This is a genomic window from Aeromonas sp. 5HA1 (assembly GCF_029237245.1).
GTDB classification, from domain to species: domain Bacteria; phylum Pseudomonadota; class Gammaproteobacteria; order Enterobacterales; family Aeromonadaceae; genus Aeromonas; species Aeromonas salmonicida.
The window spans coordinates 54066-77123 of sequence record NZ_JAACFW010000009.1; the positions used below are offsets into that span (position 1 = coordinate 54066).

Sequence of the window (23058 nt, forward strand, 5' to 3'; positions counted from 1 at the left end):
CCGCAGGCCTAGCTTGGCGACTGTGGTCAAGGCGCCAGCATCCACAGGCGTGGTGCCTGTCCCTGGTGCAGGCAAGCGCTGATGAGCGCAGTCACATGCAGGGCAAGCCGTCATGAACAACCAATCGGTCATGAACAACCAATAGAGAGAGGAGCAAGGGGTGGAACCATCAGCAGCCGCAGTATCCCTGAGCCAGACAGCGCAGCAAGCAGAGCAGGATGAGCGCTGGATGCGCCATGCCATGGCACTGGCCGCCCGGGCCGAGGGGATCGGCGAGATCCCGGTCGGTGCCGTGCTGGTGCTGGGGGACGAAGTGGTCGGTGAGGGGTGGAATCGCTCCATCAGCGAGCATGATGCGTGTGCCCATGCGGAGATTATGGCGCTCCGTGCAGCCGGTGCCCGACTGGAAAACTACCGTCTGATCGATACGGTGCTGTATGTGACGCTGGAACCTTGCTGCATGTGCGCCGGTGCCCTCATTCACAGCCGGGTCAAACGGGTGGTGTTCGGGGCGCGGGATCTCAAAACGGGAGCGGCAGGTTCCGTATTCGATATTTTGCAGGACCCCCGCCACAACCACAGAGTGTCGTTGACGGAGGGGGTACTGGCAGATGCCTGCTCGGCCCAGCTCTCGGCCTTCTTCAAGCGCCGCCGCGCCGAGAAAAAGGCCGCCAGACAGGCATTGCAGCAAGCGACCGACTCTTCTTCTTGATGCAAGCGGGGGAGACTTTTGCCGCTCCTGCTTCTCACCAGGAAATATATTTTCATATAAAACAGATGGTTGAATCTGTTTCTTGCCGAAAAGTGCCGCCATTTCCTTCTTCGAAAATAAGCTCTGCTCAAGGGGCTTTGATGTAACAAAACTGTCATGCAACCGCCATATAATGCCGCCAAGCCTAGCTCACATTGAGGTCTTGCATGTCATCGGAATCGATCAACCTGGTCATGGCGGGCAGTAGAAAACGCCGGATCAAGGATAAGTTGGCCAAGTTCGGGGTCACCACAGGCGGTGCCCTGGTGCTGGTGGCCTTGTTGCTCATTTTTTTCTATCTGCTGTATGTGGTGAAACCTATTTTCAATGGCGCCACCATGGAGCCGACCGCATCGTTTACCCTGCCCATTGCGGGCAAGACTGCCTGGCTCGGGATGGAGGAGCAGAACGAGATTGGCTATCGCTTCAGCGATAAGGGGCTGGTCAACTTCTTTGCTCTTCAGGGAGATGGCAAGGTCAAGGTGGGACAAGCCATTGGTCAGGCCCAGGTTGCCGGTGACATCACGACTGTCACCAGCCCGGCGCCGGGTCAGAAGCTCATCGCCTACGGTTTTGCCGATGGCAAGGCTCTGGTCATGGAGCCCCATTTCAAGGTGTCCTATCCCAATGACGTGCGGGTCATCGAGCCCAGCCTGAGATATCCCTTCGGCGAAGAGCCGGTAGTGATCGATCCCCAAGGCAAGGCGCTGCAGTTCATGGTATTCGAAGCCACCAAGGACAAGATGGCCACCGCCGCCGTGACCGAAGATGGTCGCGGCGTGATGACGGTGATGAGCGGCGAGGAGAACTTCATCTCCGGCGACGTGGAGTGGAGCGCCCAGAACTACAGCATTCCTTCTCTGCCGAGCCATGTGGATCAGATGCTGCTGACCCCCAACTTGCGCATCCTGTTTGTGCGTGAGGGCAACCGCCTATCTGTCTACGACATCCACAACCTCAATAATATCGCCCTGCGCAACGTGCTGGAGATCAACGCCCCCAATGCCAATGTGACCCGGATTGAGCTGCTCGCCGGTGCCTCCTCTTTGCTGGTGGGCAACGACAACGGTGTCATCTCCCAGTGGTTCGAAGTGGCCAAGGATGGCAAGCGTCAGTTCACCCAGATCCGTGACTTCAAGAGTGATGGTTCTGTGGATCTGCTGACCCCGGAGCACTTTCGCAAGGGCTTTGTCAGCGCAGGCAAGGATGGCACCATCAGCTTCTTCCACGCCACCGGCGAGAGCAAGCTGCTGAGCGAGAAGATAGAGGGGGGCGCACTGTTGGCGCTGGCCATCTCGCCCCGCCACAACGTGCTGCTGATGCAGCAGGACGATACCTTCAAGCTGTTTGCGGTCGAGAATGACCACCCTGAAGTGACCTGGTCTGCCCTGTGGCAAGAGGTGTGGTATGAAGGCTACCCGGAGCCCATGTATGTGTGGCAATCCACCTCTGCCAGCAACGATTTCGAAGCCAAGCTGAGCCTGATCCCCATTTCGTTCGGCACGCTGAAGGCGGCATTCTACGCCATGATGTTTGCGGTCCCGCTGGGGGTCGCCGGCGCCATCTATACCGCTTATTTCATGTCCGCCGGCATGCGCAAGTTTGTCAAGCCGACCATAGAAATCATGGAGGCACTACCAACCGTTATCCTCGGTTTTCTGGCTGGTCTGTGGCTGGCACCCATTGTCGAGGATTACCTGCCTGGGATCTTCATGATGCTGGTGATGCTGCCGATGGGGATGTTGCTGGCCGCCCTGGCCTGGCATCTGCTGCCGGGCAAGCTCAAGCAGTGCGTGCCGGAAGGGAGCCAGGCTGTCTTGCTGATCCCCGTGGTGTTGTTGGTCGGCTGGTTGTCATTGACCCTGAGTCCTGTGGTGGAAAATGCCTTCTTTGGCGGGGATACCCGTAGCTGGCTGACCCATGAAATGGGGATCAAGTTTGACCAGCGCAACTCCCTGGTGGTTGGCATCGCCATGGGCTTTGCGGTCATTCCCACCATCTTCTCCATCGCCGAAGACGCTGTCTTCTCCGTGCCCAAGCATCTGACTCAAGGATCGCTGGCACTGGGTGCCACTACGTGGCAGACACTGAGCCGTGTGGTGATCCTCACCGCCAGCCCGGGCATCTTCTCGGCAGTGATGATGGGTCTTGGCCGCGCCGTGGGCGAGACCATGATAGTGCTGATGGCGACCGGCAATACCCCCATCATGGACTTCTCCATGTTCCAGGGACTGCGAACCCTGGCCGCCAATATTGCGGTGGAGATGCCGGAATCGGAAGTGGGCAGCTCCCACTACCGGGTACTGTTCCTCGCGGCCTTCGTACTGTTTGTGTTCACCTTTTTCTTCAACACCCTGGCCGAGTTCGTGCGTCAGCGGTTGCGTGAAAAATATAGCTCCATGTAACGGGCAAGGAATCGACAATGGGTAAGTGGTTTAAGTCAGGGGCCCCCTGGATCTGGATGACAGGCGGTGCAGTCAGCCTGAGTCTGGTGGCGGTACTGGGTCTGTTGCTGCTCATCGGCTGGCGTGGTCTGATCTATTTCTGGCCTCACCCCATCTATGAGTGGCAGATCCAAGATGTCAGCGGCAACAAGAGCGTCTTGATCGGTGAAATCAATGACAGCGAACTGGTGCCGGTGGAGCGGCTGCGGGCTGCGGGTATTCCGCTGGAAGGTGAAGATCGCGAGGTGTTGACCCGCTATCTGGTCAAGACCGGCAACCGTGAGTTCGTCGACCTCGATTTCCGCTGGGTGCTGGAGACTGACATCAAGTCCCAGTCACTGCCTGCCGAGATGGCGGTGATCGAACGTACCACCAATGGTAACTTCTATGGTTATGTGGTGCAGGCCAAGGAAGATGGCGTGGTCCATGAGCAGGATCTGCACAAGGTACTCAAGAGGATGCTGGCTCGCAGCAACGGTCTTTCCGAGCAGGCCAGCAAGCTGCAAAAAGGTGCCATAGGATCAATCAACTACCAGTTGGAGAAGTTGCGTCTCAAAGAGCGCAAGGCCGAGCTCAATGATGAGCTGACCGATCAGCTTAAAGCCGAGCTGGTCGAAGAGCGCAAGGCACTCAACGACCGCTATCAAATATTGGAAAAGGAACTCTTTTCCCTGCGTGCCCAAGCGGATCGTGATGCCATCACAGTCAAGGACATGCGTGGCGAGCTGGTGACCATGCCCATGTCCAAGGTACTGGATGTGACCTGGCCCAACGCCATGGGATTGCCTGCCAAGGTGGGCCACTGGTTCCATCAGATAGGCAAGTTCGTCACGGGTGAGCCTCGCGAAGCCAACACGGAAGGCGGTGTGTTCCCGGCCATCTTCGGCACCGTCTTCATGGTGATCCTGATGGCGATCATCGTCACGCCCCTCGGCGTGGTGGCGGCGGTCTACCTGCACGAGTATGCGGGCAAGAATAGCCTGACCAAGCTTATCCGCATCGCTGTGATCAACCTGGCGGGTGTGCCCTCCATCGTCTATGGCGTGTTTGGTCTGGGCTTCTTTGTCTATACCCTGGGTGGCTCGCTGGATCAGCTGTTCTACCCGGAGGCGCTGCCAAGCCCGACCTTTGGCTCACCCGGTGTCATCTGGTCGGCACTGACCCTGGCCATCCTGACCCTGCCTGTGGTGATCGTCTCCACCGAAGAGGGACTGTCCCGTATTCCCAGCACCATCCGTCAGGGTTCACTGGCGCTGGGGGCCACCCAGGCCGAAACCCTGTGGCGTATCGTGCTGCCCATGGCGAGCCCGGCCATCATGACCGGCCTTATCCTGGCGATAGCCCGGGCCGCCGGTGAAGTGGCTCCGCTGATGCTGGTGGGGGTGGTGAAACTGGCGCCGACCCTGCCGATGGATGGCAACTTCCCGTACCTGCACGTGGAGCGCAAGTTCATGCACCTGGGCTTCCACATTTACGACGTGGGATTCCAGAGTCCGAACGTCGAAGCAGCGCGGCCGCTGGTGTATGCCACCTCCTTCCTGCTGGTGACGGTGATCGTTGGCTTGAACCTGACGGCCATCGGCATTCGTAACCACTTGCGTGAAAAATTCCGCTCTTTGGAACATTGATGCGGCAGTCCAGAGGGATGTTGAGACAATGGATGAACAGCATGAACCTGACCGACATCACAGGCATTCGCAACCACTTGCGTGAGAAATTCCGGTCGCTGGAGCATTAATCCGGCGTCCTTGAGACAAGATCGAGAAAACAGATGCGCGGTTCAGAGAGTGCCGCCATCTGTCAGCAGCAATCATGGCGGTCGCTGGCAAGAGTCCGGCCACTCCAGACTGATTTTGAGGTAACAGATGATCAACGTAACGACCACATCCATTCAGCACACAGCGCTGGACCTGCTCAACCTGACCCCGGAGCAGACAGCGCTGGAGGTGAAGGATCTCAACCTCTACTACGGCAACAAGCAGGCGCTGTTCAACGTCAACATGAAGATCCCGAAAGGGCAGGTGACGGCCTTCATAGGCCCGTCCGGCTGCGGCAAGTCGACCCTGCTGCGCTGCATCAACCGGATGAATGACCTGGTGGAGATCTGCCGCATCGAGGGTGAAATCCAGCTGCACGGCCACAACATTTATGACAAGGGGGTGGATGTCTCCGCCCTGCGTCGTCAGGTCGGCATGGTGTTCCAGCGTCCGAACCCCTTCCCCAAATCCATCTACGAGAATGTGGTCTATGGTCTGCGCCTGCAGGGCATCAACGACAGACGCACCCTGGACGAGGCGGCCGAGCGTTCACTGCGCGGCGCTGCCCTGTGGGAAGAGGTGAAGGATCGACTGCATGACAATGCATTCGGTCTCTCCGGTGGCCAGCAGCAGCGTCTGGTGATTGCCCGGGCCATCGCCATCGAGCCGGAAGTCTTGTTGCTGGATGAACCCACCTCGGCCCTCGACCCGATTTCGACGCTTACCATCGAGGAGCTGATCAACGAGCTCAAGAGCCAGTTCACAGTGGTGATCGTGACCCACAACATGCAGCAGGCTGCGCGAGTGTCGGATCAGACGGCGTTCATGTACATGGGCGAGCTCATCGAATACGCGGACACCAACACCATCTTCACCACACCGGCCAAGAAAAAGACCGAAGATTACATCACTGGTCGCTACGGCTAAGGCAAGATTGGTGCAATAAGGTGATTGATATGAACAGCAAGAAACAGATTACCGGCCAGTTCAACGGCTAAGGCATAATCGGAGCATCAAGGATTATTTGTATGGACAATATGAACCTCAATAAACACATCTCCGGTCAGTTCAATGCCGAGCTTGAGAATGTGCGCAATCAGGTGCTGGTGATGGGCGGTCTGGTGGAGCAACAGCTTACCGACGCCATCGCCGCCATCCACGATCAGGATCTGGACGCGGCGCGCAAGATAGTGGCCAATGACCACAAGGTCAACGCCATGGAAGTGGCCATCGACGAAGAGTGCACCCGCATCATCGCCAAACGCCAGCCCACAGCGTCCGACTTGCGTCTGGTGATGGCCATCATCAAGACCATCACGGATCTGGAACGCATCGGCGACGTGGCGGACAAGATAGCCCGCATGCTGACCGACAACGCCAACAAGCCACAGCCGCCGCTGGTGTCCCTCGAGAACATGGGGCGCCGCACCATCAAGATGCTGCACGACGTGCTCGATGCGTTTGCCCGCATGGATCTGGAGGCGGCCATCGCCGTCTACAAGGAAGATGACAAGGTAGATCGGGAGTACGAGTCCATCATCCGTGAGCTGATGACCTATATGATGGAAGATCCGCGCACCATCCCCCAGGTACTCAACGTACTGTGGGCGGCGCGTGCCATCGAGCGGGTCGGCGATCGCTGCCAGCACATCTGCGAGTACATCGTTTACTACGTCAAGGGCAAGGACGTTCGCCACACCAAGGTTGACGAGCTGAGCGATCTGCTTGGCAAGAGCTGATGAAATGAATAAAAAGGCGCGTTTCGCGCCTTTTTTGTTGCACTGCATGTCAGAGCAAGATATCGCCACCCGGATGGCGGTTTTCTGCTAGAATATGCCCCCTGTGTGAGTCTCGGATGGACTCACGGTCTGGTCTCCCAGGCCCAGTTTGCCGTCTTGTGCTAAGGCGGGTGTAGCAATAGGTTAATCATGAGTTTTGCCGATAGTATATTTCTTCTGATGCTGCTGGTTGCCGGCAGTGTGTTCTTCTCCCTTTCCGAGATCTCCCTCGCCGCCTCCCGCAAGATCAAATTGCAGGTGATGGCCGATGAGGGGAACCGCCATGCCGCCAAGGTGTTGGCGCTGCAGGCCCAGCCGGGTAATTTCTTTACCGTGGTGCAAATTGGCCTCAACACTGTCGCTATCCTGGGCGGTATCCTGGGCGAGTCTGCCCTGAATCCGGCCATCAAGGAGTTCATCTCCAGCTTCTATCAGGGCCCCTGGCTTGGCCAGATAAGTTCTGCCGCCTCCTTCGTGTTCGTCACCGGCATGTTCATCCTGATAGCAGACCTGATGCCCAAGCGCCTGGCCATGACCATGCCGGAGCGGATCGCCGTTGTGGTGGTTCGCCCCATGCTGCTGTGCGTGACCCTGCTGATGCCGCTGGTGTGGTTCTTCAATGGCATGGCGAATGCGTTGTTCCGTCTGCTGCGGGTCTCCATGATACGCAACGACGAGATCACCTCCGACGATATCTATGCGGTGATGGATGCCGGCGCCGAGGCGGGCGTTATTCAGCGCGAAGAGCATCAGCTCATCGAGAACGTGTTCGAGTTGCAGTCCCTCGGCGTGACCTCCGCCATGACTGCGCGGGAGAGCCTGATTTACTTCACCCTGCAAGAGGGTGAAGAGAGCATCAAGGCCAAGATCGCCGAGCACCCCCACAACAAGTTCCTGGTCTGTGACCACAACCTCGACAGCATCAAGGGCTTCGTCGATGCCAAAGAGTTGCTGATCCGCGTCATCAGCGGCCAGAGCATAGATCTCAACAGCGGCTCCTTGGTGCAGAACGTCATCATCATTCCCGATACCCTCAACCTCTACGAGGCGATGGAGTACTTCAAGAACCACAGGGGTGACTTCGCCGTTGTGATGAACGAGTACGCCCTGGTTGTGGGGATAGTCACCATGAACGATCTGATGAGTACCGTCATGGGTGAGTGGGCCACCCACGTAGTGGAAGAGCAGATTGTGCAGCGGGATGAAAATTCCTGGCTGGTGGATGGCGTGACCCCCATCTCTGACGTGATGCGTGCCTTCGACATAGAGGCGTTTCCGGATAGCCAGAACTACGAGACCATCGCCGGTTTCATCATGTTCATGCTGCGCAAGATCCCCAAGCGTACCGACTCGGTCAAATACGCGGGCTACAAATTTGAAGTCGTGGATATCGACAGCTACAAGATCGACCAGCTGCTGGTCACTCGGGTTGAACCCATAGTGACCGACAAGTCCGCTCAGGAATCGTAAAGTAGCTACCAAGGAGTCATGAAGATGCAGTCTCATTCCCGTGCGCTGGCCTGTGTGGCGCTTGCCCTGGCGCTGGGCGCTTGCAGTCAGAGCGCCCCCCGCAAGGCGGTTGTCGTTGCCAAACCGGTTGCCGCCAAGGCAGAAGTGGTGCCGCAATCCGATCCCGATGCCGTGGTACAAAGCGCCGTAGTGGAGCCAAGTCCAGTCTTTGATGAAGAGTATCACGGCCCGGATCAGGGATCCCTGGAGTCGGTAACCGCCCTGTTTGCCCGTGGTTACATCGAATCTGCCATGCGTGAAACCATGCTGGCGGCGGTGCACAGCGACTATCCGCTGCTCGGCATGCGGGATGTGCGGTTGACCGATCCTGTCTCCAAGTTTCTCACCTCGACCCAGGCTGCCACCACGGCCCACGACTATCTCTATGCCGGTGTGCAGCGTCGTCTCGGTCGCCCTCTGAGCCCGGCCCAGTGGGCGCAGATCTGGCAGGGATTGCCCCAGCAGGGGCGGGTCTCTGACTGGACCAAGCAGATCAAGCGAGTGCTGGCAGGGCGTTAAACCGCCAGCTAACCAGACAGCAGTGAGGCCACCCTTGGGTGGCCTCACTCATTTCTACCTTTCCTCATCTTTGCGTTCTGATTTCTGTTGATACCGATTGCTGGCTGCACTGCTTTGCTTTATCTTATTTTAGCCATCTAAACATCTATATGCTTTTATGGCTGGTATTGATAGGGATGCCTCACCACGATGAGGCCCGGCGACGCACAGCCGCAGAGCAACGCTAAAGAGTGCATGGCAGCTCAAAAAATCTGCAAATCGACAAAGCAGACAAACACAGAACAACAAAGAGACACGACAGATGGAAACACAGGCATTGTGGGTACTGGATGGTGGCATGGGACGCGAGCTGGCACGGCGAGGGGCGCCATTTCGCCAACCTGAATGGTCGGCGCTGGCGCTGATGGAGGCGCCACAGACGGTGCGCGAAGTGCATCAGGCCTATGTGGCGAGCGGTGCCCGTGTCATCACCACCAACAGTTATGCCCTGGTGCCGTTTCATATCGGTGCCGAGCGATTCGCCGCCGAGGGGGAAGCGCTGGCGGCGCTGGCTGGCCAGCTGGCCCGTGAGGTTGCCAATGAGCAATCGGGCTCGGTGCAGGTCGCAGGATCCTTGCCGCCGCTGTTTGGCTCCTACCGCGCCGACCTGTTCGAGGCGGACAGAGTGGGCGAGCTGGCCACACCGCTCATTCGGGCGCTGACGCCCCATGTGGACATCTGGCTGGCCGAAACCATGAGCCTGATTGCCGAGCCGCTGGCCCTCAAGGCGCTGTTGCCACAGGATGGCAAGCCGTTCTGGGTTTCCTTCACCCTGGAAGATGAAGCGCCGGGCTGCGAGCCTGCGCTTCGTTCCGGTGAGCGGGTGGCGGATGCAGTCACCGCACTGGCCGCGGTCGGGGTGGACGCCATCCTGTTCAACTGCTGTCAGCCCGAGGTGATCGAGGCCGCGCTGACGGTGGCCGGCGACAGCTTGCAGGCGCTGGGTCGAGGGGATATTCGCCTCGGCGCCTATGCCAATGCGTTTCCGCCCCAGCCCAAGGAGGCGACCGCCAACGACGGGCTGGACGAGATCCGCGCCGATCTTGGGCCGCTGGATTACCTCGGCTGGGCCGAGCGTTGGCGTGCCGTGGGGGCCTCTCTCATTGGCGGCTGCTGCGGCATAGGACCCGAGCATATTCAGGCACTGGCCAGCCGGCTGCGCTAAGGAGAACACATGAAAGAGAGCAAAATAGGCCTCTGGTCCCTCACTGCGCTGGTATTCAGCTCCATGGTGGGGGCGGGCATCTTCAGCTTGCCCCAAAACATGGCCGAGGTGGCCGGTGCCCGCGCCGTGCTGATCGGCTGGGGCGTGACCGGGGTGGGCATAGTGGCACTCGCCGCGAGTTTTCTCTACCTGTCGCGGCTAAGACCGGATCTCGATGGCGGCATTTACAGCTATGCCCGCGCAGGCTTTGGCGATCTGGTGGGTTTTTTCTCCGCCTGGGGCTACTGGCTGTGCGCCACCATAGGTGTGGTGGGTTACCTGGTGATCGCGTTCGCCGCCCTTGGCAGCTTCGTCGATACCCCTGAACACATCTGGTTTGGCGATGGCAATACCCTGGCGGCCTTTATCGGCGAGTCCTGCATCCTCTGGGCGGTGCATCTGCTGGTGGCCCGTGGCGTGCAGCAGGCCGCCCTGTTCAATCTGGTGGCGACCCTGGCCAAGAGCCTGCCGTTGCTGCTGTTCATCCTGTTCGCTTGCTACTGGTTCGACCCTGTGACCTTCGGGGCGGATCAGGGGGGCAGCACGCTTGCTGTGCCGGTCTCCGAGCAGGTGCGCAACACCATGCTGATCACCCTCTGGGTCTTTACCGGCATCGAAGGGGCCGCCGTCTTGTCGGCCCGGGCGAGGAACAAGCGGGACGTGGGCACGGCCACAGTGCTCGGGGTAGTGCTGGCGTTGCTGCTTTATGTGCTCATCTCGGTACTGGCGCTGGGGATATTGAGTCGCCCCGAGCTCGCGGCCATGCCCAATCCCTCCATGGCGGGGCTGATGGCCCAGATGACAGGCTCCTGGGGCAAGGTGCTGATCAGTGTCGGCCTCATCGTCTCTGTGCTCGCTTCTTACGTGAGCTGGACCCTGTTCTCGGCCGAGGTGCCCTACAGCGCTGCCCGCCACGGCGCCTTCCCGGCCATCTTCCGGCGCCAGAATCGCAACGGCACCCCCATAGCGTCGCTGTGGCTCACCAGCCTGACGGTGCAGGGCTGCCTGCTGCTGGTGTGGCTGCTCGGCAAGGGGTATACCAACCTGCTGCTCATCTCCACCTCCATGATACTGGTGCCCTATCTGCTGGTCGGCCTGTTCCTGCTCAAGCTTTCCTTGAGTGGTGAGGGCAATGGCCTGATGCGGACTGTGGCGCTGGTGTCGAGTGGTTACGGCCTCTGGCTGCTCTATGCAGCCGGTGTGGAATACCTGCTGCTCTCCTTGCTGCTGTACGGGCCGGGCCTGCTGCTGTTTCTCTACAGTCGCCGACAGCTTGGTGACCATCAGCGGCTCAGTGGTCGCGAGCGACTGCTGGCCGGGATAACCCTGGTGAGCCTCATTCCCGCACTCTGGTCATTTGCCTCTCCATGAAGGGGATAAATGATCCTTGTAAAATGAGAAAGCGCCCTGGTGGCGCTCTCTTTTTTTGCTTTGTTCCCTGGCTCAGGCGCTGCCGGGGCCGGCCGGTTTGCCAAACAGCACCTTGAGCTTCTCTGACCAGGGGAGATCACGGGCCTCGCGCAGCATGTCGCGCCACTCGTGGAAGGTGAGGGTGAGCGGATTGAAGCTGCGAACCGGTTTGGTGATGCCAAAGCGGCATGGCTCGGCGGGATCCTCTTCCACAAAGGTGCCAAACAGCCGATCCCAGATGATGAGCACGCCGGCGAAGTTGCGGTCTATGTATTTGGCGTTGCTGGCGTGGTGCACCCTGTGGTGGGAGGGGGTATTGAAGACCCACTCAAGCCAGCCCAGCTTGCCCACCACTTGGGTGTGAACAAAGAACTGGAAACCCAGGCTGAGCAGCACGGTCGCCACCACGGCCTGGGGCGGGAAGCCGATGAGGATCATGGGGATCCAGAACAGCCACATGCCCGAGACGGGGTACATCAGGCTCTGGCGAAAGGCGGTGGAGAGGTTGAGTCGCTCCGAGCTGTGATGCACCACGTGAGAGGCCCACAGCCAGCGCACATGGTGGCTGGCAAAGTGGAACAGCCAATAACAGCAATCCTGCAGCAGGAACAGCAGCAAGATGCTCCAGAGATTGAGTTCTATGTCGAACAGGCGCCAGCCCCACAGGGCGTCATACAGGTAGGCGATGGCGATGGCCGTCAGTGCGTCACCCCCCTGATGCATCAGAGCCAGGGTGGCGTTGGCGAACAGGTCTCGCCACTGGTAGGTGGCGGTGGGAAAGGCCGCCCCGTGCTTGCGCAGGTAAAGCATCTCCCAGCCGACAAATGCCAAAAAGACGGGGGAGAGATAAAGCAGCAGCAGTTGCACATCCATGTCGAGCATCCGGTTTGACCAGTTGTGTTCCAGCATACCGAATGAATTTAAAATTTCATTAACATATTGCACCGCCATCTGGTGACTGGCCTGAATTTCAATTCAATGTAACCTGTTGTTTTTATATGGTTTAAGAGGTGGTTATGCAGTTGGTGAAAAGAGGGGTAGTCATTGCCCTGCTGTGGAGTGGCTGTGTGTGGGCCGATCCTGCTCAGGATCTGGTCAACCTGATCAACAGTGAACAGCAAGCGGAGCAGTTGCAGGCCCAGCTGCAGGCACAGTTGATCCCGCTGATCATTCGGGGGGCAGGCGAACATGCGCAGGAATTGGCCAAGCATCGCGATGTACTGGAGGCCTGGTTTGGCCGCTATCTCTCCTGGCCGGCCATGAGTGCCGAGGTGGCCGCCATCTATCGCAAGCATTTCACCGACGCCGAGCTCAAGGAGCTGATCGCCTTTTATCAGAGTCCGGTCGGGAAGAAATCCCTGGATACCATGCCGGCTATCTTTCAGGAGAGCTCGCTGGTGGGTAAATCCATGGCCGAGCGCAATATGCCGGCACTGCAAACCATGCTGGACGAAGCAAAACGCCAGGCGGTAAAATAGATGTGACAGGTTGAGCCTGTGTCAGCGTGAAGAGGGAGCCATGGGCTCCCTCTTCTGCTTTCTACGGCTGTCAGCGTCAGAGCACCTGACTCAAGAACTGGCGCAGGCGCGGGGAGGGAGGATTGTCAAAGAAGTCGGTGGGCTTTTCATCCACCAGCAGCTCGCCGTTTTCCATAAACAGTACCCTGTCCGCCACCTCGCGGGCGAAGCCCATCTCGTGGGTCACCACCACCATTGTCATGCCCTCGCGAGCCAGCCCCTTCATGACGTCCAGTACCTCGCCCACCATCTCGGGGTCCAGCGCACTGGTGGGTTCGTCGAACAGCATGATGCGCGGCTGCATGGCAAGCGCCCGGGCGATGGCCACCCGCTGTTGCTGGCCGCCGGAGAGCTGGGACGGATAGCTCTCGGCCTTGTTCGACAATCCCACTTTCAGCAGCAGGGCCTTGGCCCTGTCCCGCGCGTCATTGCGCGACAGCCCGCGCACCTTCTGAGGGGCGAGGCAGATGTTGTCCAGTACGTTCAGGTGGGGGAAGAGGTTGAAGGACTGGAACACCATGCCCACCTCTTCTCGCAGCTTGTTGACGTCACCGGGCTCGGTCAGGCAGATGCCATCGACCACTATGTTGCCGTCGTTGATGGTTTCCAGCTGGTTGAGGGTTCGCAGAAACGTGGATTTTCCCGAGCCGCTCGGCCCGACGATCACCACCACTTCCCCTTCGGTGACTTCCGTGCTGACGTTCTTCAGGGCGTGCACACCACCGGCGTAGATCTTCTCCACTCCGCTGGCTTTTATGATGGGATCAGGCTTAGTTGCTGCGTGCATATATCACCTCCAGACGACGCACCAGAAAAGAGAGGGTGCCGGTTAGCACCAGATAGAGCAGGGCCACGGTGAACCACACCTCGAACGGGCTGAAGGTGGAGCTGACCACCTCACGCCCCGCCTTGGTGAGATCCGTGATGGAGATGACAGACACCAGGGAGGAGTCCTTGATGAGGTTGATGAACTGGCCTGCCAGCGGCGGCAGCACCCGCTTGAAGGCTTGCGGCAGAATGACGTAGCGCATGGTCTGGGCCGAGGTGAGCCCCAGGCTGCGGCCCGCTTCCATCTGTCCCTTGTGGATTGAGCTGATGCCGGCGCGCACGATTTCGGCCACATAGGCGCCGGTAAAGACGGCCAGTGCCGCCACCCCGGCGGTGAAACGGTCCAGGTTCAGCACAGTGCCGATAAAGAAATAGACGATGAAGATCTGCACCAGCAGTGGCGTGCCGCGAATGAGCTCCACGTAGGTGACCGCCAGATTGCGCAGGGCCGGATTGGGGGAGAGGCGGGCCAGCCCTGCCAGGGTGCCGAGCAGGATGGCAAACACTCCTGCCACCAGGGAGAGCTTGACCGTGACCCAGACACCCCAGGCGATGGGGCCCGCGGTCCAGGTGAGTTCGGTATCCAGGGTATCGCCCCGGAAAATGGTGTCCCCTTCGGTGACCTTCACTCCTGTGCTGGCGATGGCCTGTCGCTGATTGGGGTCGAGATCATTTTGCAGGAACAGTTTGCCCTGCTCGGCGCTGGTGGTGCCGGCGATCACTGTGCCGTCAAATTCGGCCAGGTTGTTCTGCTCCGCCTGATAGGCGATGTATTGGGGGATCCGCTCCCAGCGCCAGGTGTAATCCACGGACTGAACCGCTTTATAGATGCCGAATACGGCAGCTAGCAGCATCAGCAGGAAGACGCCGTGCCAGAGCAACTGGTTGGGTTGTTTTTCCATCTGTCTTGTTGGGTTGTGCACTGTCGCAACCTCTTTGTAGTTATTGTGTGGGGATCTGCGTGAAGGGGCGGCAGGCCGCCCCTTGCGAGGTTACTTGAGCTGGTTCAGCCAGGCGTTGGATTCGAACCACTTCTTGTAGAGGCGGTCGTAGCTGCCATCGCCCTTGATCTGGCGCAGGTAGTTGTTGAACCAGTTGAGGGTGTCCTGATCGCCCTTGCGGATGGCCCAGGCCAGGGGTTCGAAGGTGAACGGCTTGTCCAGGTGCATAACGGCACCGGTATTCTGGGAAGCGAAGATGGCGTTGTAGGGCAGGTCATAGACGAAGGCATCGACCTTGCCGTTGATCACTTCCAGCTTGGCGTCATCCTGGGTTTCAAACTGCAGCAGGGTCGCTTTGGGGATCAGACGTTTGACCGCCTGCTCGCCTGTGGTGCCGAGCTTGACCGCGATTTTGTACTTGGGATCGTTCAAATCGCTGAAGGATTTGATCTCGCCGGCCTTGTCCTTGCGCAGCACTATGGTCTGGCCCACGACTATGTAGGGATCGGCAAAGTTGACCCTCAGGTTGCGCTGGGGGGTGACTGTCATGCCGCCCATGATGACGTCGAACTTGTCGGTCAGCAGCGCAGGTATGATGCCATCCCAGGCGGTGTTGACGAACTCCACCTTGACGCCCATCTCCTTGGCGACCATCTTGGCGAGATCCACGTCAAAGCCGATGTACTGGCCCTGCTTGTTGGTCATTTCAAAGGGTTGATAGCCGGCGTCGAAACCGACTCTCAGCACGCCGCGATCGAGCACGGCATCCAGGGTGGAGGCAGGGGCGGCGGCGTTGGCGAGCCCGCACAGCAGCAAGGTAGAGAGAATGAGTTTTTTGATCATAAGTGACGTCTCTGTCGGTGGTGTGTTCGGCCTTGAACCTGATCCCGTGCGACTCCGTGGCACAAGAGACTGCTGCATCCGGCAACAGGCAAGACAGGATTATTGTCTTGGTTGAGGCAAAAGCCCCATATGAGATTCCATTTTCTGTGTGCTGAGTGAAAAATGTACCAAATTCCGATTGTGCCAGATGACTCAACAGGTTAGTGGCGCTTTTCCCCCGTGACTGCACTCATAAAATCACACGAAAACAACATATCTATCTAATGGAGCGGGTTCAAGTCCAAAATGCCGGCGGGACACTTTGTTACATCCGGCCTCGTCATCGGCAGTGCCAAACGTTACTCACTTTCTCAACTGCGGCACTGATGGGATTCTAATGGAGCATATTTGGCGGATTTTTATGCAATACGTGAACTTTTATTGAGGATTTAGTCAGACACCACTGGGTCTTGTTTTGCGCTTCAAATATACTCAGTTACCTTCGTTTAGTGGCACGGGTATGGACGCCTCAATACTGCTCAAGCTGGATGTATTCACCCTCATGGTCATGGCCCTGGGTGGCTACAGCCTCGGTTTTATCACCCTCTCCATCATATGGTTGACCCACAGGGAGATCCCCGGACTAGGATTCTGGTGGTGGTCGAGCCTGTGCGCCCTGGCGGCCCAGAGTCTCTTCTCCCTGCAGGCCTTCATGCCCAATCTGGCGGGGATCTGGCTGGCCAATCTGCTGATCACCGTCTGTATTGCCCTGATGCCGCTGGCACTGCAGCGCTTCTTCGGCAAGCCGCTCAGCTGGGGGGCCAGCGCGCTGTTCATGCTGGTCTATGTGCTGATCCTGAGCTGGAGCATCTTGTTCAACGACCATATGGCGCCCCGGGTATTGCTGGCCTGTCTGAGCTACATGGTTTTGGGGGCCGTGATCGTCTTTCTCATCTGGCGACACGGCTATCCCGCCTACCTGCCGGCTGTGCTGGTGTTCACCGTGGTCAATATCCTGCTCTATGGCTTCAACCTGATGCGGATGGGCTTCCTGCTGGAAGGGGATGCCAGGGTGCTGATGGATCAGAGCGGGGTCAATGTGCTGCCCTTTCTCTCCATGTTGATGGGCAGTTACCTCTCCACCTTCGGGGTGCTGCTGCTCTGCACCCAGTACCGGGCTCTGGCCCTGCGTCAGCAGGCCAGCCATGACTCCCTGACAGGTCTGTTGAACCGGCGCGGTTTCATGGAGCAGATGGGCTCGCGGCGGATTGGCGAGTTCGGCGCGCTGGCCGTACTGGATCTGGATGACTTCAAGCAGGTCAATGATCGCCATGGCCACGAGATAGGGGACAGGGTGCTGGAGGCGGTCGGCGCCTATCTCGGTGCTCAGCCTGAGCTGGTGGCCAGCCGTTTTGGCGGGGAAGAGTTTGTCTTGCTGCTGCCCAGAGAAGATGAACAAGCCCAGCAGGCACGCTGCGAACGGATATTGCAGGATCTGGCGGCGCTGGATCTGAGCGGGATCCGCATCACGGTCAGCATGGGGCTGGCGCGCTGCCAGCACGACTGGCATTTCGATACCCTGTTCAGCCAGGCCGATGGCGCCCTTTATCAGGCCAAGCGAGAGGGCAAGAACCGCATCTGCCGACTGGCCTGAAGGGACTGGCTCATACTGCTTCTGCGGCGAGAGGGCGTGGTGCCTGGGCCTTGAGGAAGGGGAGCAGCAACAGGGCCGAGACCCCTGCCGCAACCGAGATCACCACGAAGAAGCCGTTCCAGTGCCAGATCTCCATCACCTTGGCCAGCGGATAACCCGACAGCGCCGCCCCCATGTAGGCAAACAGGCCGACGAAGCCGGTGGCGGCCCCCGCCGAGTTTTTATGGGAGCACTCGGCCGCCGCCATGCCGATCAGCATCTGGGGGCCGAACACGAAGAAACCTATGGTAAAGAAACAGGCTGCCTGCATCACATAGCTGAAGAAGGGCATCAGCCACAGCGACCCCACCGCCAGCAGTATCCCCACCGCGAAGATGAGGTTCATCGGCCCGCGATTGCCGTTGAACAGCTTGTCCGATCCCCAGCCCGCCACCAGGGCACCGATAAAGCCCCCAACCTCGAACATCGAGATAGCCGAGTTGGCGCTCATCAGATTGAAGCCGCGCTGCTCCGTCATGTAGAGATTGCCCCAGTCGTTGATGGCGGTGCGCACCACATAGACCAGCACGTAGCAGCAGGCAAGCAGCCAGATGTAGGGATTGCCAAGCACGTATTTGCGCAAGATCTGTCGATGGGAGAGGCCGGCATCCTGAGTCTGCTGGGCCAGCTCCATGGCATCCTGGCGCCACTCCCCGACCGTGGGCAGCCCCATGGCGCTCGGGGTATCTCGCAGTCGCCAGCACAAGAACAGCCCGGCCAGAATGGCGATGACGCCAGGCACTATCATGCCGTAGCGCCAGCCGTGCTGCAGAGCTATGGTGCTGACGATAAGGGGAATGAGCGCCCCACCCACGTTGTGGGCCGTGTTCCAGGCCGACCACCAGACGCCCCGCTCGCTGCGGGAATACCAGCTGGTAAGCAGCTTGGAGCAGGGGGGCCAGCCCCAGCCCTGAAAGAAGGCGTTGGCGACCCAGAGTGCCGCAAACAGCCACAGGGATGACGACAGGCCGAACAGTATGTTGATGACACCGGTGGCCATCAGCCCCAGCCCCATGAAGTAGCGGGGGTTGGCTCGGTCGCTGATGATGCCGGAGAAGAACTTGGAGCAGCCGTAGGTGATGTAGAACAGAGTCCACAAGATGCCGATGTCGGACTTGTCCAGCATGCCGTCCGCCAGCATGTCCGGCATGGCGAAGTTGAAGCTCTTGCGGGTGAAATAGAAGACAGCGTAGCCCAGGTACATGGTCAGCAGAATATGCAGTCGCCAGTGACGGTAGCTGGCATCGATCTCGGCCTGATCACGGATGAGCGGCTGTGGCGGTGCGCTCCTCATAAAGCTCAACATAAGACGGTCTTCTCCCGGGATGGCGCGTCAGTCACGGGGATCTTCCCGTTTGCGATTGGGCAGGTGTACGGTCAGCTGGGTGCCGTGGATGCAGGAGAGCTGCAGGCTGCCACCCAGTGCCTGCACCCGCTCGCGAATACCGAGCAGGCCATAACCCTGGGGAGATCTGTGCTCCGGCAAGCCGCAGCCGTCGTCTTCCAGCAACAGCAGCAAACGCTCGGCCTGGCGATGGGCGCGAATGGTGACCGAGCTGGCGTTGGCATGCTTTACCACATTGTTGAGCCCCTCCTGACAGACCCGGAACAGGGTGACCCGCTGGGCGTCGGAGAGCCCCTCGTCCGTCAGCTGCCACTCGAGCCGGGTGACGATGCCGTGGCGTTCCAGCTCCAGTTCTCTCAGCAGGCCGCGCACCGCCTGCTCCAGACTCATGTCGTCTAGCTGGCGGGGGCGCAGACGGCCGAGCAGGCCGCGCACCGCATCATAAATACCCAAGGAGAGCGTCTCTATGAGGGCGCTGCTCTGGCCGACCCCGGCATTGTCCGGCGCGAGACGCCGTACTATGCCGGCCTGGGTGCGAATGGCGGTGATGGTCTGGCCTATGTCATCGTGCAGCTCGCGGGCCACTTCCTTGCGGATGCTCTCCTCGGTTTCCAGCAACCGCTCTGTGAGTTGACGGTTGTGGGCGAGCTGGCGGGTCAGTGCCTGATTGAGCTCACGCTGGCGCTGGATGCCGGCCCCCAGCAGCAGGCCGGTCAGGCTCTGGGCCAGCAGGGAGAGCAGCAGATCCAGCGGGTGTTCGTGCCAGGCCTGCCCTGCCATCAGGGCGACCGTGTTCATCAGGGTGGCGAGCAGGGCCCCCTGCCAGCCGTAGCGCCAGGCCATGGCCATGATGGGAATGGCTAGACAAAACGGGGTGAAGCGCACCAGCGAGTCCGGCAGGCCGAGCTGCAACCAGAGGCTCAATACAAACAGCAGCAGATACCAGACCAGATGGCGAAAACGCCAGTCCACCGGTTGATCCACCAGAGCGGGTCCCAGCGGCACCCAGGTAGCACGGGTGAGGTAGTGCCAGATCAGCATGCAGGTGGAGGTGAGGGTCAGGCCGCCGGTCAGGGTGAGCAGCAGGGCGGTGAGGCCATCTTCCCCGGCCAGATGCCAGAGCAGGGATTGCAGCAGCGCCGCCACCGTCACGGTGGCGAGCAATACCAGCAGTTGTTGCCAGTCATTGCGCACCTGCTGGCGGCGGGCGATGAGCAGTGGCAGCAGGGTGAGCAGGCTGCCCGCCTGAACAAGTGGCCAGGATGGCAGGCCGACTTCGCTGTCGAGCCAGTAGAGCAGCAGGGATTCACTGAGCAGCAGCGGCGGCCAGTAGGCGATCGGACTTTGCAGCAGGAGACCCAGGCGCAGACCAAACGGGAACAGCAGCACCGCCAGTATGGGGGACCCCGCCAGATGCAGGCTGATGCTCCACAGGCAAAACCAGCCGGCGGCAAAGATGAAGCAGGCCGCCAGCGAGATGGCGACATAGCTGGCAAACCGGGAGATCACCAGCTGTCCAGCATGCGGTGAGCCAGCTCCACGTTGTTGCTGACTTTCAGTTTGTCCATCAGGTTGGCGCGGTGCACGTGGACCGTTTTGGGGGAGAGTCCCAGCTGCTCGGCGATTGCCTTCACTTCCAGCCCCCGCGCCAGCAGCTGCGCAACTTCCCGCTCCCGGTTGGTGAGGGGATCCTGACTGTTGCAGGCCAGCTTGTGGGCTATGTCCGGGGTTAGATAACAGCCACCGTGGGCGGCGGTGCGCACAGCGGCGATCAGCTCGTCCGGGCTGCAACGCTTGGAGAGAAAGCCCTTGGCGCCAGCCTGCAACGCCTGCTCGATCAGCGCCGGGCTGTCGTGCACCGACAACATCACCACGGCAAGGCCGGAAGGCAGTCGCTTGAGCAGGTCCAGCCCGGATTGATCCGGCATTGAGATATCGCACACGCACAGCTGCACGCCGCTGCCCGGCAAACCGGCCAGGGCGTCGGCGGCGCAGCCGAATTCGGCCACCACCTTGAGGTCTGGCTCGAGATTGAGCAGTTGGGCAAAGCCGGAGCGGACGATCTGGTGATCGTCGATGAGGGCAATCTTTATCATGATGTCAGCCTGAAATCTGCGGCCAGGGTGCTGGCGCGGCCAACAAGATACCTGCCGCTTTGCCCGGGCTCAAGGGGAAGCACAAATTGTGGTCAAGATAGGGGCGGATTAAGCCCTAAAGCTTGATCGGGATCAGGGGAGGGGATAGCTCAGAGCTTAGGGGGGACCGGGAGCAGACAAGAGCAAGCGCCGCCGCCGAAGGCTGTCGGCGCATGCCCGTGTTGGCAGCTAGCGGTGCAGCTCTCCCGCTCGTTCCGGCTGATAGACCACTTCCAAGATCTCGACCTGGATGGTGCGACCGGCGGGGCCCGGCCAGGCGATGCTGTCGCCCACCTTCAGCCCCAGCAGGGCGCTGCCGACCGGTGCCAGCACGGAGATCCTGGACTCATCCCCCTGTACATCCTTTGGATAGACCAGGGTCAGGCAAAATTCGTTTTCGCTGTTTTGCATCTTGAAGCGCACAGTGCTGTTCATGGTGACCACGTCCGGCGGCATGTCGGCCGGTTCGCGCATCTCGGCGCGATCCAGCTCCTCTTGCAGTGCCAGGTGTTGGGGGTGGTTGCCGAGCAACTGTTCGATACGATCCAGGTCCAGGCTGGAAATCACAAGATTAGGTTTTTGCATAAGATATTCCTTATCAATGGGTTATATGACCAGGATGGCAGGCAAGCTGGTCGCAAAAAGAGTATTGGATACGAAAAAACAGATCGGGAAGGCGATGCCCCCGAACGACTCGCTGTCAGGGGCGAGGGCGGGGGCTCAACGGGGTGTGAGCTGGCTTGGAAAAATCTTGAACGCTTTCATGGGGATACCATAACCATTCTGGACTGCTTTGGCAATTATCCTGATAGGGTTGTCAGGGGGCCTGATAATCGTACTGCTTGAGGATGCGGGCCAGGCTGCCATCGTCGTGCATGGCCAGAATGGTTGTGCGCCAACGCAGCGCGTCGGCAGGGGGAAAACGGGGGCTGGCGGCAAGATAGAGGGTGCTCTCTTGCAGGGTATCGCCACGCACCAGATCCGTCAGTGGCAAGCCCGCCTGCTGCTGGTTGTAACGGGCCGTATTCCAGGCAACGGCCCAGCCCTGAATGCGGTTTCGGGCCAGCTTGTTGGCATTGCTGACCTCGTCGGTGACCGGGTCCTGCTTCACCCGACCAAGCGGCTGGATCAGGTTCTGACCGTGGGAGCCACGCATCACCCCTATGGTCAGGCCTGGCAATGTTTTGACAGTGAGTGGCGCCGGGTGGAATTGGCGATGGCCCACCAGCACGAAGGCTTCGTCCAGCAGGGGGGCAACCCAGAGAAGCAGAGGTTCACGCTGGGGGGTTCTGGCCGGTGGCAGCAGCAGCACATCCTGGCGATAGTGAGTCTGGCTGAGGGCGCGGGCCAGCGGCATCAGCTCTATGGTCAAGGGCTCCTTGAGGCGACGGGCTGCTTCTTCCAGTACCTCTATGGCCATGCCGCTCGGAGCTCCCTGGTTGGAGCGAATGACATAAGGGGGGATCTCGGCTGCAAGGACCACGACGGCGTGGGCCTGAGCGCCAGCGAAGAGGGCGGTGCAGAGCAGCAGGAGCAAAACGGGAATGCGCATAAGAGGCCGGATCCGGGATGAGTACACAGAGTGTAACATCCCGTTACCGCAAGTCAGCTCACCCCATGCAGGGGACAGGATCAGTCGAAGAAGTCCCGCAGATCCAGAGTCTGATAACCGTCCAGTTGCAGCCAGGGCAACTGCTTTGGCAAGGATTTGAGAGTGACCTCCATCCGGTAGCTGCGATAACCGTCCAGGCTGGCGGATTCCACCACCAGGGGTATCTGCCATCGGCTGGACCAGAGGATGCGGGTGCGCTGTTTGCCCTCGCGTTTTTCATACCAGCGTGCCTGCTCGGGAGCCGCCTCATCGAGCGGGGTCATCTCTTGCAACAGGGCCGGGTTGATGAGGTAGCGGATCCGCTCCCAATCCGGTTTGAAGGCCACCTGACCATACTCTTCCACCGGCACCTCCACCAACTGGTTGTGCCAGGCGTCGGCGTAGCGCAGTTGCAGCTCACCGCGCGTGTCGCGGGTTACCCAGCGGGCCGCCATCTGGTGGGTAAAGTGCTTGTGGCCAGGGGTAGCATCGTGGGTGGCGTGATAGGCACGGGCCAGGGGCAGGGGGATCAATCGCTGGCTCCACACCTGGTTGTCGACCCGTATCCATTTTTCCTGCCAATGGTTCTCCCGGGCTATGCCATCGCTGCTGGTGACCCTGTCCTGATAGCTGATCCGGGCGGCGAGATCCGGGGGCGTGTCATCGGCATGGACATGAAAAGAGAAGGTGCTGCCGAGCAGCAATAAAGGAAGCAAGCATCGCATCATCATCTGTCGCTCGAAAGAGCCGGGGCCCGGGCTCAGGGTGAAGCCGG

21 protein-coding genes are annotated in these 23058 nt (G+C 59.7%); 11 read left to right on the plus strand and 10 right to left on the minus strand.

Going from position 1 to position 23058, the window contains the following annotated elements:
* Positions 1-187: 187 nt before the first annotated feature.
* From tadA to GWQ27_RS10165, 9 genes are all read left to right on the plus strand, one after another.
* Positions 188-712 (plus strand): tRNA adenosine(34) deaminase TadA, encoded by a 525-nt coding sequence (gene tadA / locus GWQ27_RS10125; protein ID WP_275907320.1) that lies wholly within the window; start codon positions 188-190, stop codon positions 710-712.
* Between the two features lie 206 nt (positions 713-918).
* A complete protein-coding gene (locus GWQ27_RS10130; RefSeq protein ID WP_021139223.1) occupies positions 919-3156 on the plus strand; it encodes an ABC transporter permease subunit in 2238 nt (745 codons plus the stop codon).
* Between the two features lie 17 nt (positions 3157-3173).
* Positions 3174-4823: a phosphate ABC transporter permease PstA gene (pstA, locus tag GWQ27_RS10135; RefSeq protein WP_265463230.1), complete on the plus strand. Its 1650-nt coding sequence runs from the start codon at positions 3174-3176 to the stop codon at positions 4821-4823.
* A gap of 237 nt (positions 4824-5060) precedes the next feature.
* Positions 5061-5879: a phosphate ABC transporter ATP-binding protein PstB gene (gene pstB, locus GWQ27_RS10140; RefSeq protein ID WP_159166747.1), complete on the plus strand. Its 819-nt coding sequence runs from the start codon at positions 5061-5063 to the stop codon at positions 5877-5879.
* Positions 5880-5980: 101 nt separating this feature from the next.
* Positions 5981-6691 (plus strand): phosphate signaling complex protein PhoU, encoded by a 711-nt coding sequence (phoU, locus tag GWQ27_RS10145; protein ID WP_111587581.1) that lies wholly within the window; start codon positions 5981-5983, stop codon positions 6689-6691.
* A gap of 189 nt (positions 6692-6880) precedes the next feature.
* On the plus strand, positions 6881-8200 hold the full coding sequence (locus GWQ27_RS10150; protein ID WP_021139220.1) for a hemolysin family protein: 1320 nt from the start codon (positions 6881-6883) through the stop codon (positions 8198-8200).
* 18 nt (positions 8201-8218) lie between these two features.
* On the plus strand, positions 8219-8758 hold the full coding sequence (locus tag GWQ27_RS10155) for a hypothetical protein (protein WP_005320140.1): 540 nt from the start codon (positions 8219-8221) through the stop codon (positions 8756-8758).
* Positions 8759-9059: 301 nt separating this feature from the next.
* Positions 9060-9962, plus strand: coding sequence for a homocysteine S-methyltransferase family protein (locus tag GWQ27_RS10160; protein WP_059168689.1), 903 nt, complete (start codon positions 9060-9062; stop codon positions 9960-9962).
* A gap of 9 nt (positions 9963-9971) precedes the next feature.
* Positions 9972-11372: a basic amino acid/polyamine antiporter gene (locus GWQ27_RS10165; protein ID WP_265462269.1), complete on the plus strand. Its 1401-nt coding sequence runs from the start codon at positions 9972-9974 to the stop codon at positions 11370-11372.
* Positions 11373-11444: 72 nt separating this feature from the next.
* Here the strand turns inward: GWQ27_RS10165 and GWQ27_RS10170 are convergent, their stop codons facing one another.
* Positions 11445-12284 carry a sterol desaturase family protein gene (locus GWQ27_RS10170; protein ID WP_265462281.1) on the minus strand — a complete coding sequence of 280 codons (840 nt, stop codon included), beginning with the start codon at positions 12282-12284 and terminating at the stop codon, positions 11445-11447.
* A 143-nt stretch (positions 12285-12427) separates the two neighbouring features.
* On the opposite strand from GWQ27_RS10170, the gene GWQ27_RS10175 reads away from it, so the two are divergent.
* Positions 12428-12889, plus strand: coding sequence for a DUF2059 domain-containing protein (locus tag GWQ27_RS10175; RefSeq protein WP_275907274.1), 462 nt, complete (start codon positions 12428-12430; stop codon positions 12887-12889).
* 76 nt (positions 12890-12965) lie between these two features.
* Here GWQ27_RS10175 and GWQ27_RS10180 read toward each other — a convergent pair whose 3' ends face one another.
* The 3 genes from GWQ27_RS10180 to GWQ27_RS10190 all read right to left on the minus strand — a co-directional run bounded on the left by GWQ27_RS10180 (position 12966) and on the right by GWQ27_RS10190 (position 15540).
* Positions 12966-13715 (minus strand): amino acid ABC transporter ATP-binding protein, encoded by a 750-nt coding sequence (locus GWQ27_RS10180; protein ID WP_275907275.1) that lies wholly within the window; start codon positions 13713-13715, stop codon positions 12966-12968.
* On the minus strand, positions 13699-14658 hold the full coding sequence (locus GWQ27_RS10185) for an amino acid ABC transporter permease (RefSeq protein ID WP_275907276.1): 960 nt from the start codon (positions 14656-14658) through the stop codon (positions 13699-13701). Before GWQ27_RS10185 ends, GWQ27_RS10180 begins: the two co-directional genes overlap by 17 nt.
* Positions 14659-14748: 90 nt before the next feature.
* Positions 14749-15540 (minus strand): transporter substrate-binding domain-containing protein, encoded by a 792-nt coding sequence (locus GWQ27_RS10190; protein ID WP_275907277.1) that lies wholly within the window; start codon positions 15538-15540, stop codon positions 14749-14751.
* 499 nt (positions 15541-16039) lie between these two features.
* On the opposite strand from GWQ27_RS10190, the gene GWQ27_RS10195 reads away from it, so the two are divergent.
* Positions 16040-17173 (plus strand): GGDEF domain-containing protein, encoded by a 1134-nt coding sequence (locus tag GWQ27_RS10195; protein ID WP_275907278.1) that lies wholly within the window; start codon positions 16040-16042, stop codon positions 17171-17173.
* Positions 17174-17183: 10 nt separating this feature from the next.
* On the opposite strand, the gene GWQ27_RS10200 is transcribed toward GWQ27_RS10195, so the two are convergent.
* From GWQ27_RS10200 to GWQ27_RS10225, 6 genes are all read right to left on the minus strand, one after another.
* Positions 17184-18518, minus strand: a complete 1335-nt coding sequence (locus GWQ27_RS10200) for an MFS transporter (protein WP_111587586.1) — start codon at positions 18516-18518, stop codon at positions 17184-17186.
* Between the two features lie 27 nt (positions 18519-18545).
* Positions 18546-20066, minus strand: a complete 1521-nt coding sequence (gene uhpB / locus GWQ27_RS10205) for a signal transduction histidine-protein kinase/phosphatase UhpB (RefSeq protein ID WP_096118236.1) — start codon at positions 20064-20066, stop codon at positions 18546-18548.
* Positions 20063-20653 (minus strand): transcriptional regulator UhpA, encoded by a 591-nt coding sequence (uhpA, locus tag GWQ27_RS10210; RefSeq protein ID WP_021139640.1) that lies wholly within the window; start codon positions 20651-20653, stop codon positions 20063-20065. The genes uhpB and uhpA overlap by 4 nt, the downstream gene beginning before the upstream one ends.
* 228 nt (positions 20654-20881) lie before the next feature.
* A complete protein-coding gene (rnk, locus tag GWQ27_RS10215) occupies positions 20882-21277 on the minus strand; it encodes a nucleoside diphosphate kinase regulator (protein ID WP_005320129.1) in 396 nt (131 codons plus the stop codon).
* Positions 21278-21509: 232 nt separating this feature from the next.
* A complete protein-coding gene (locus tag GWQ27_RS10220) occupies positions 21510-22244 on the minus strand; it encodes a transporter substrate-binding domain-containing protein (protein WP_275907279.1) in 735 nt (244 codons plus the stop codon).
* 80 nt (positions 22245-22324) lie between these two features.
* The gene (locus GWQ27_RS10225) at positions 22325-23011 is read right to left on the minus strand and encodes a hypothetical protein (RefSeq protein ID WP_058394315.1); all 687 of its coding nucleotides are present in this window, start codon (positions 23009-23011) and stop codon (positions 22325-22327) included.
* Between the last annotated feature and the right edge of the window lie 47 nt (positions 23012-23058).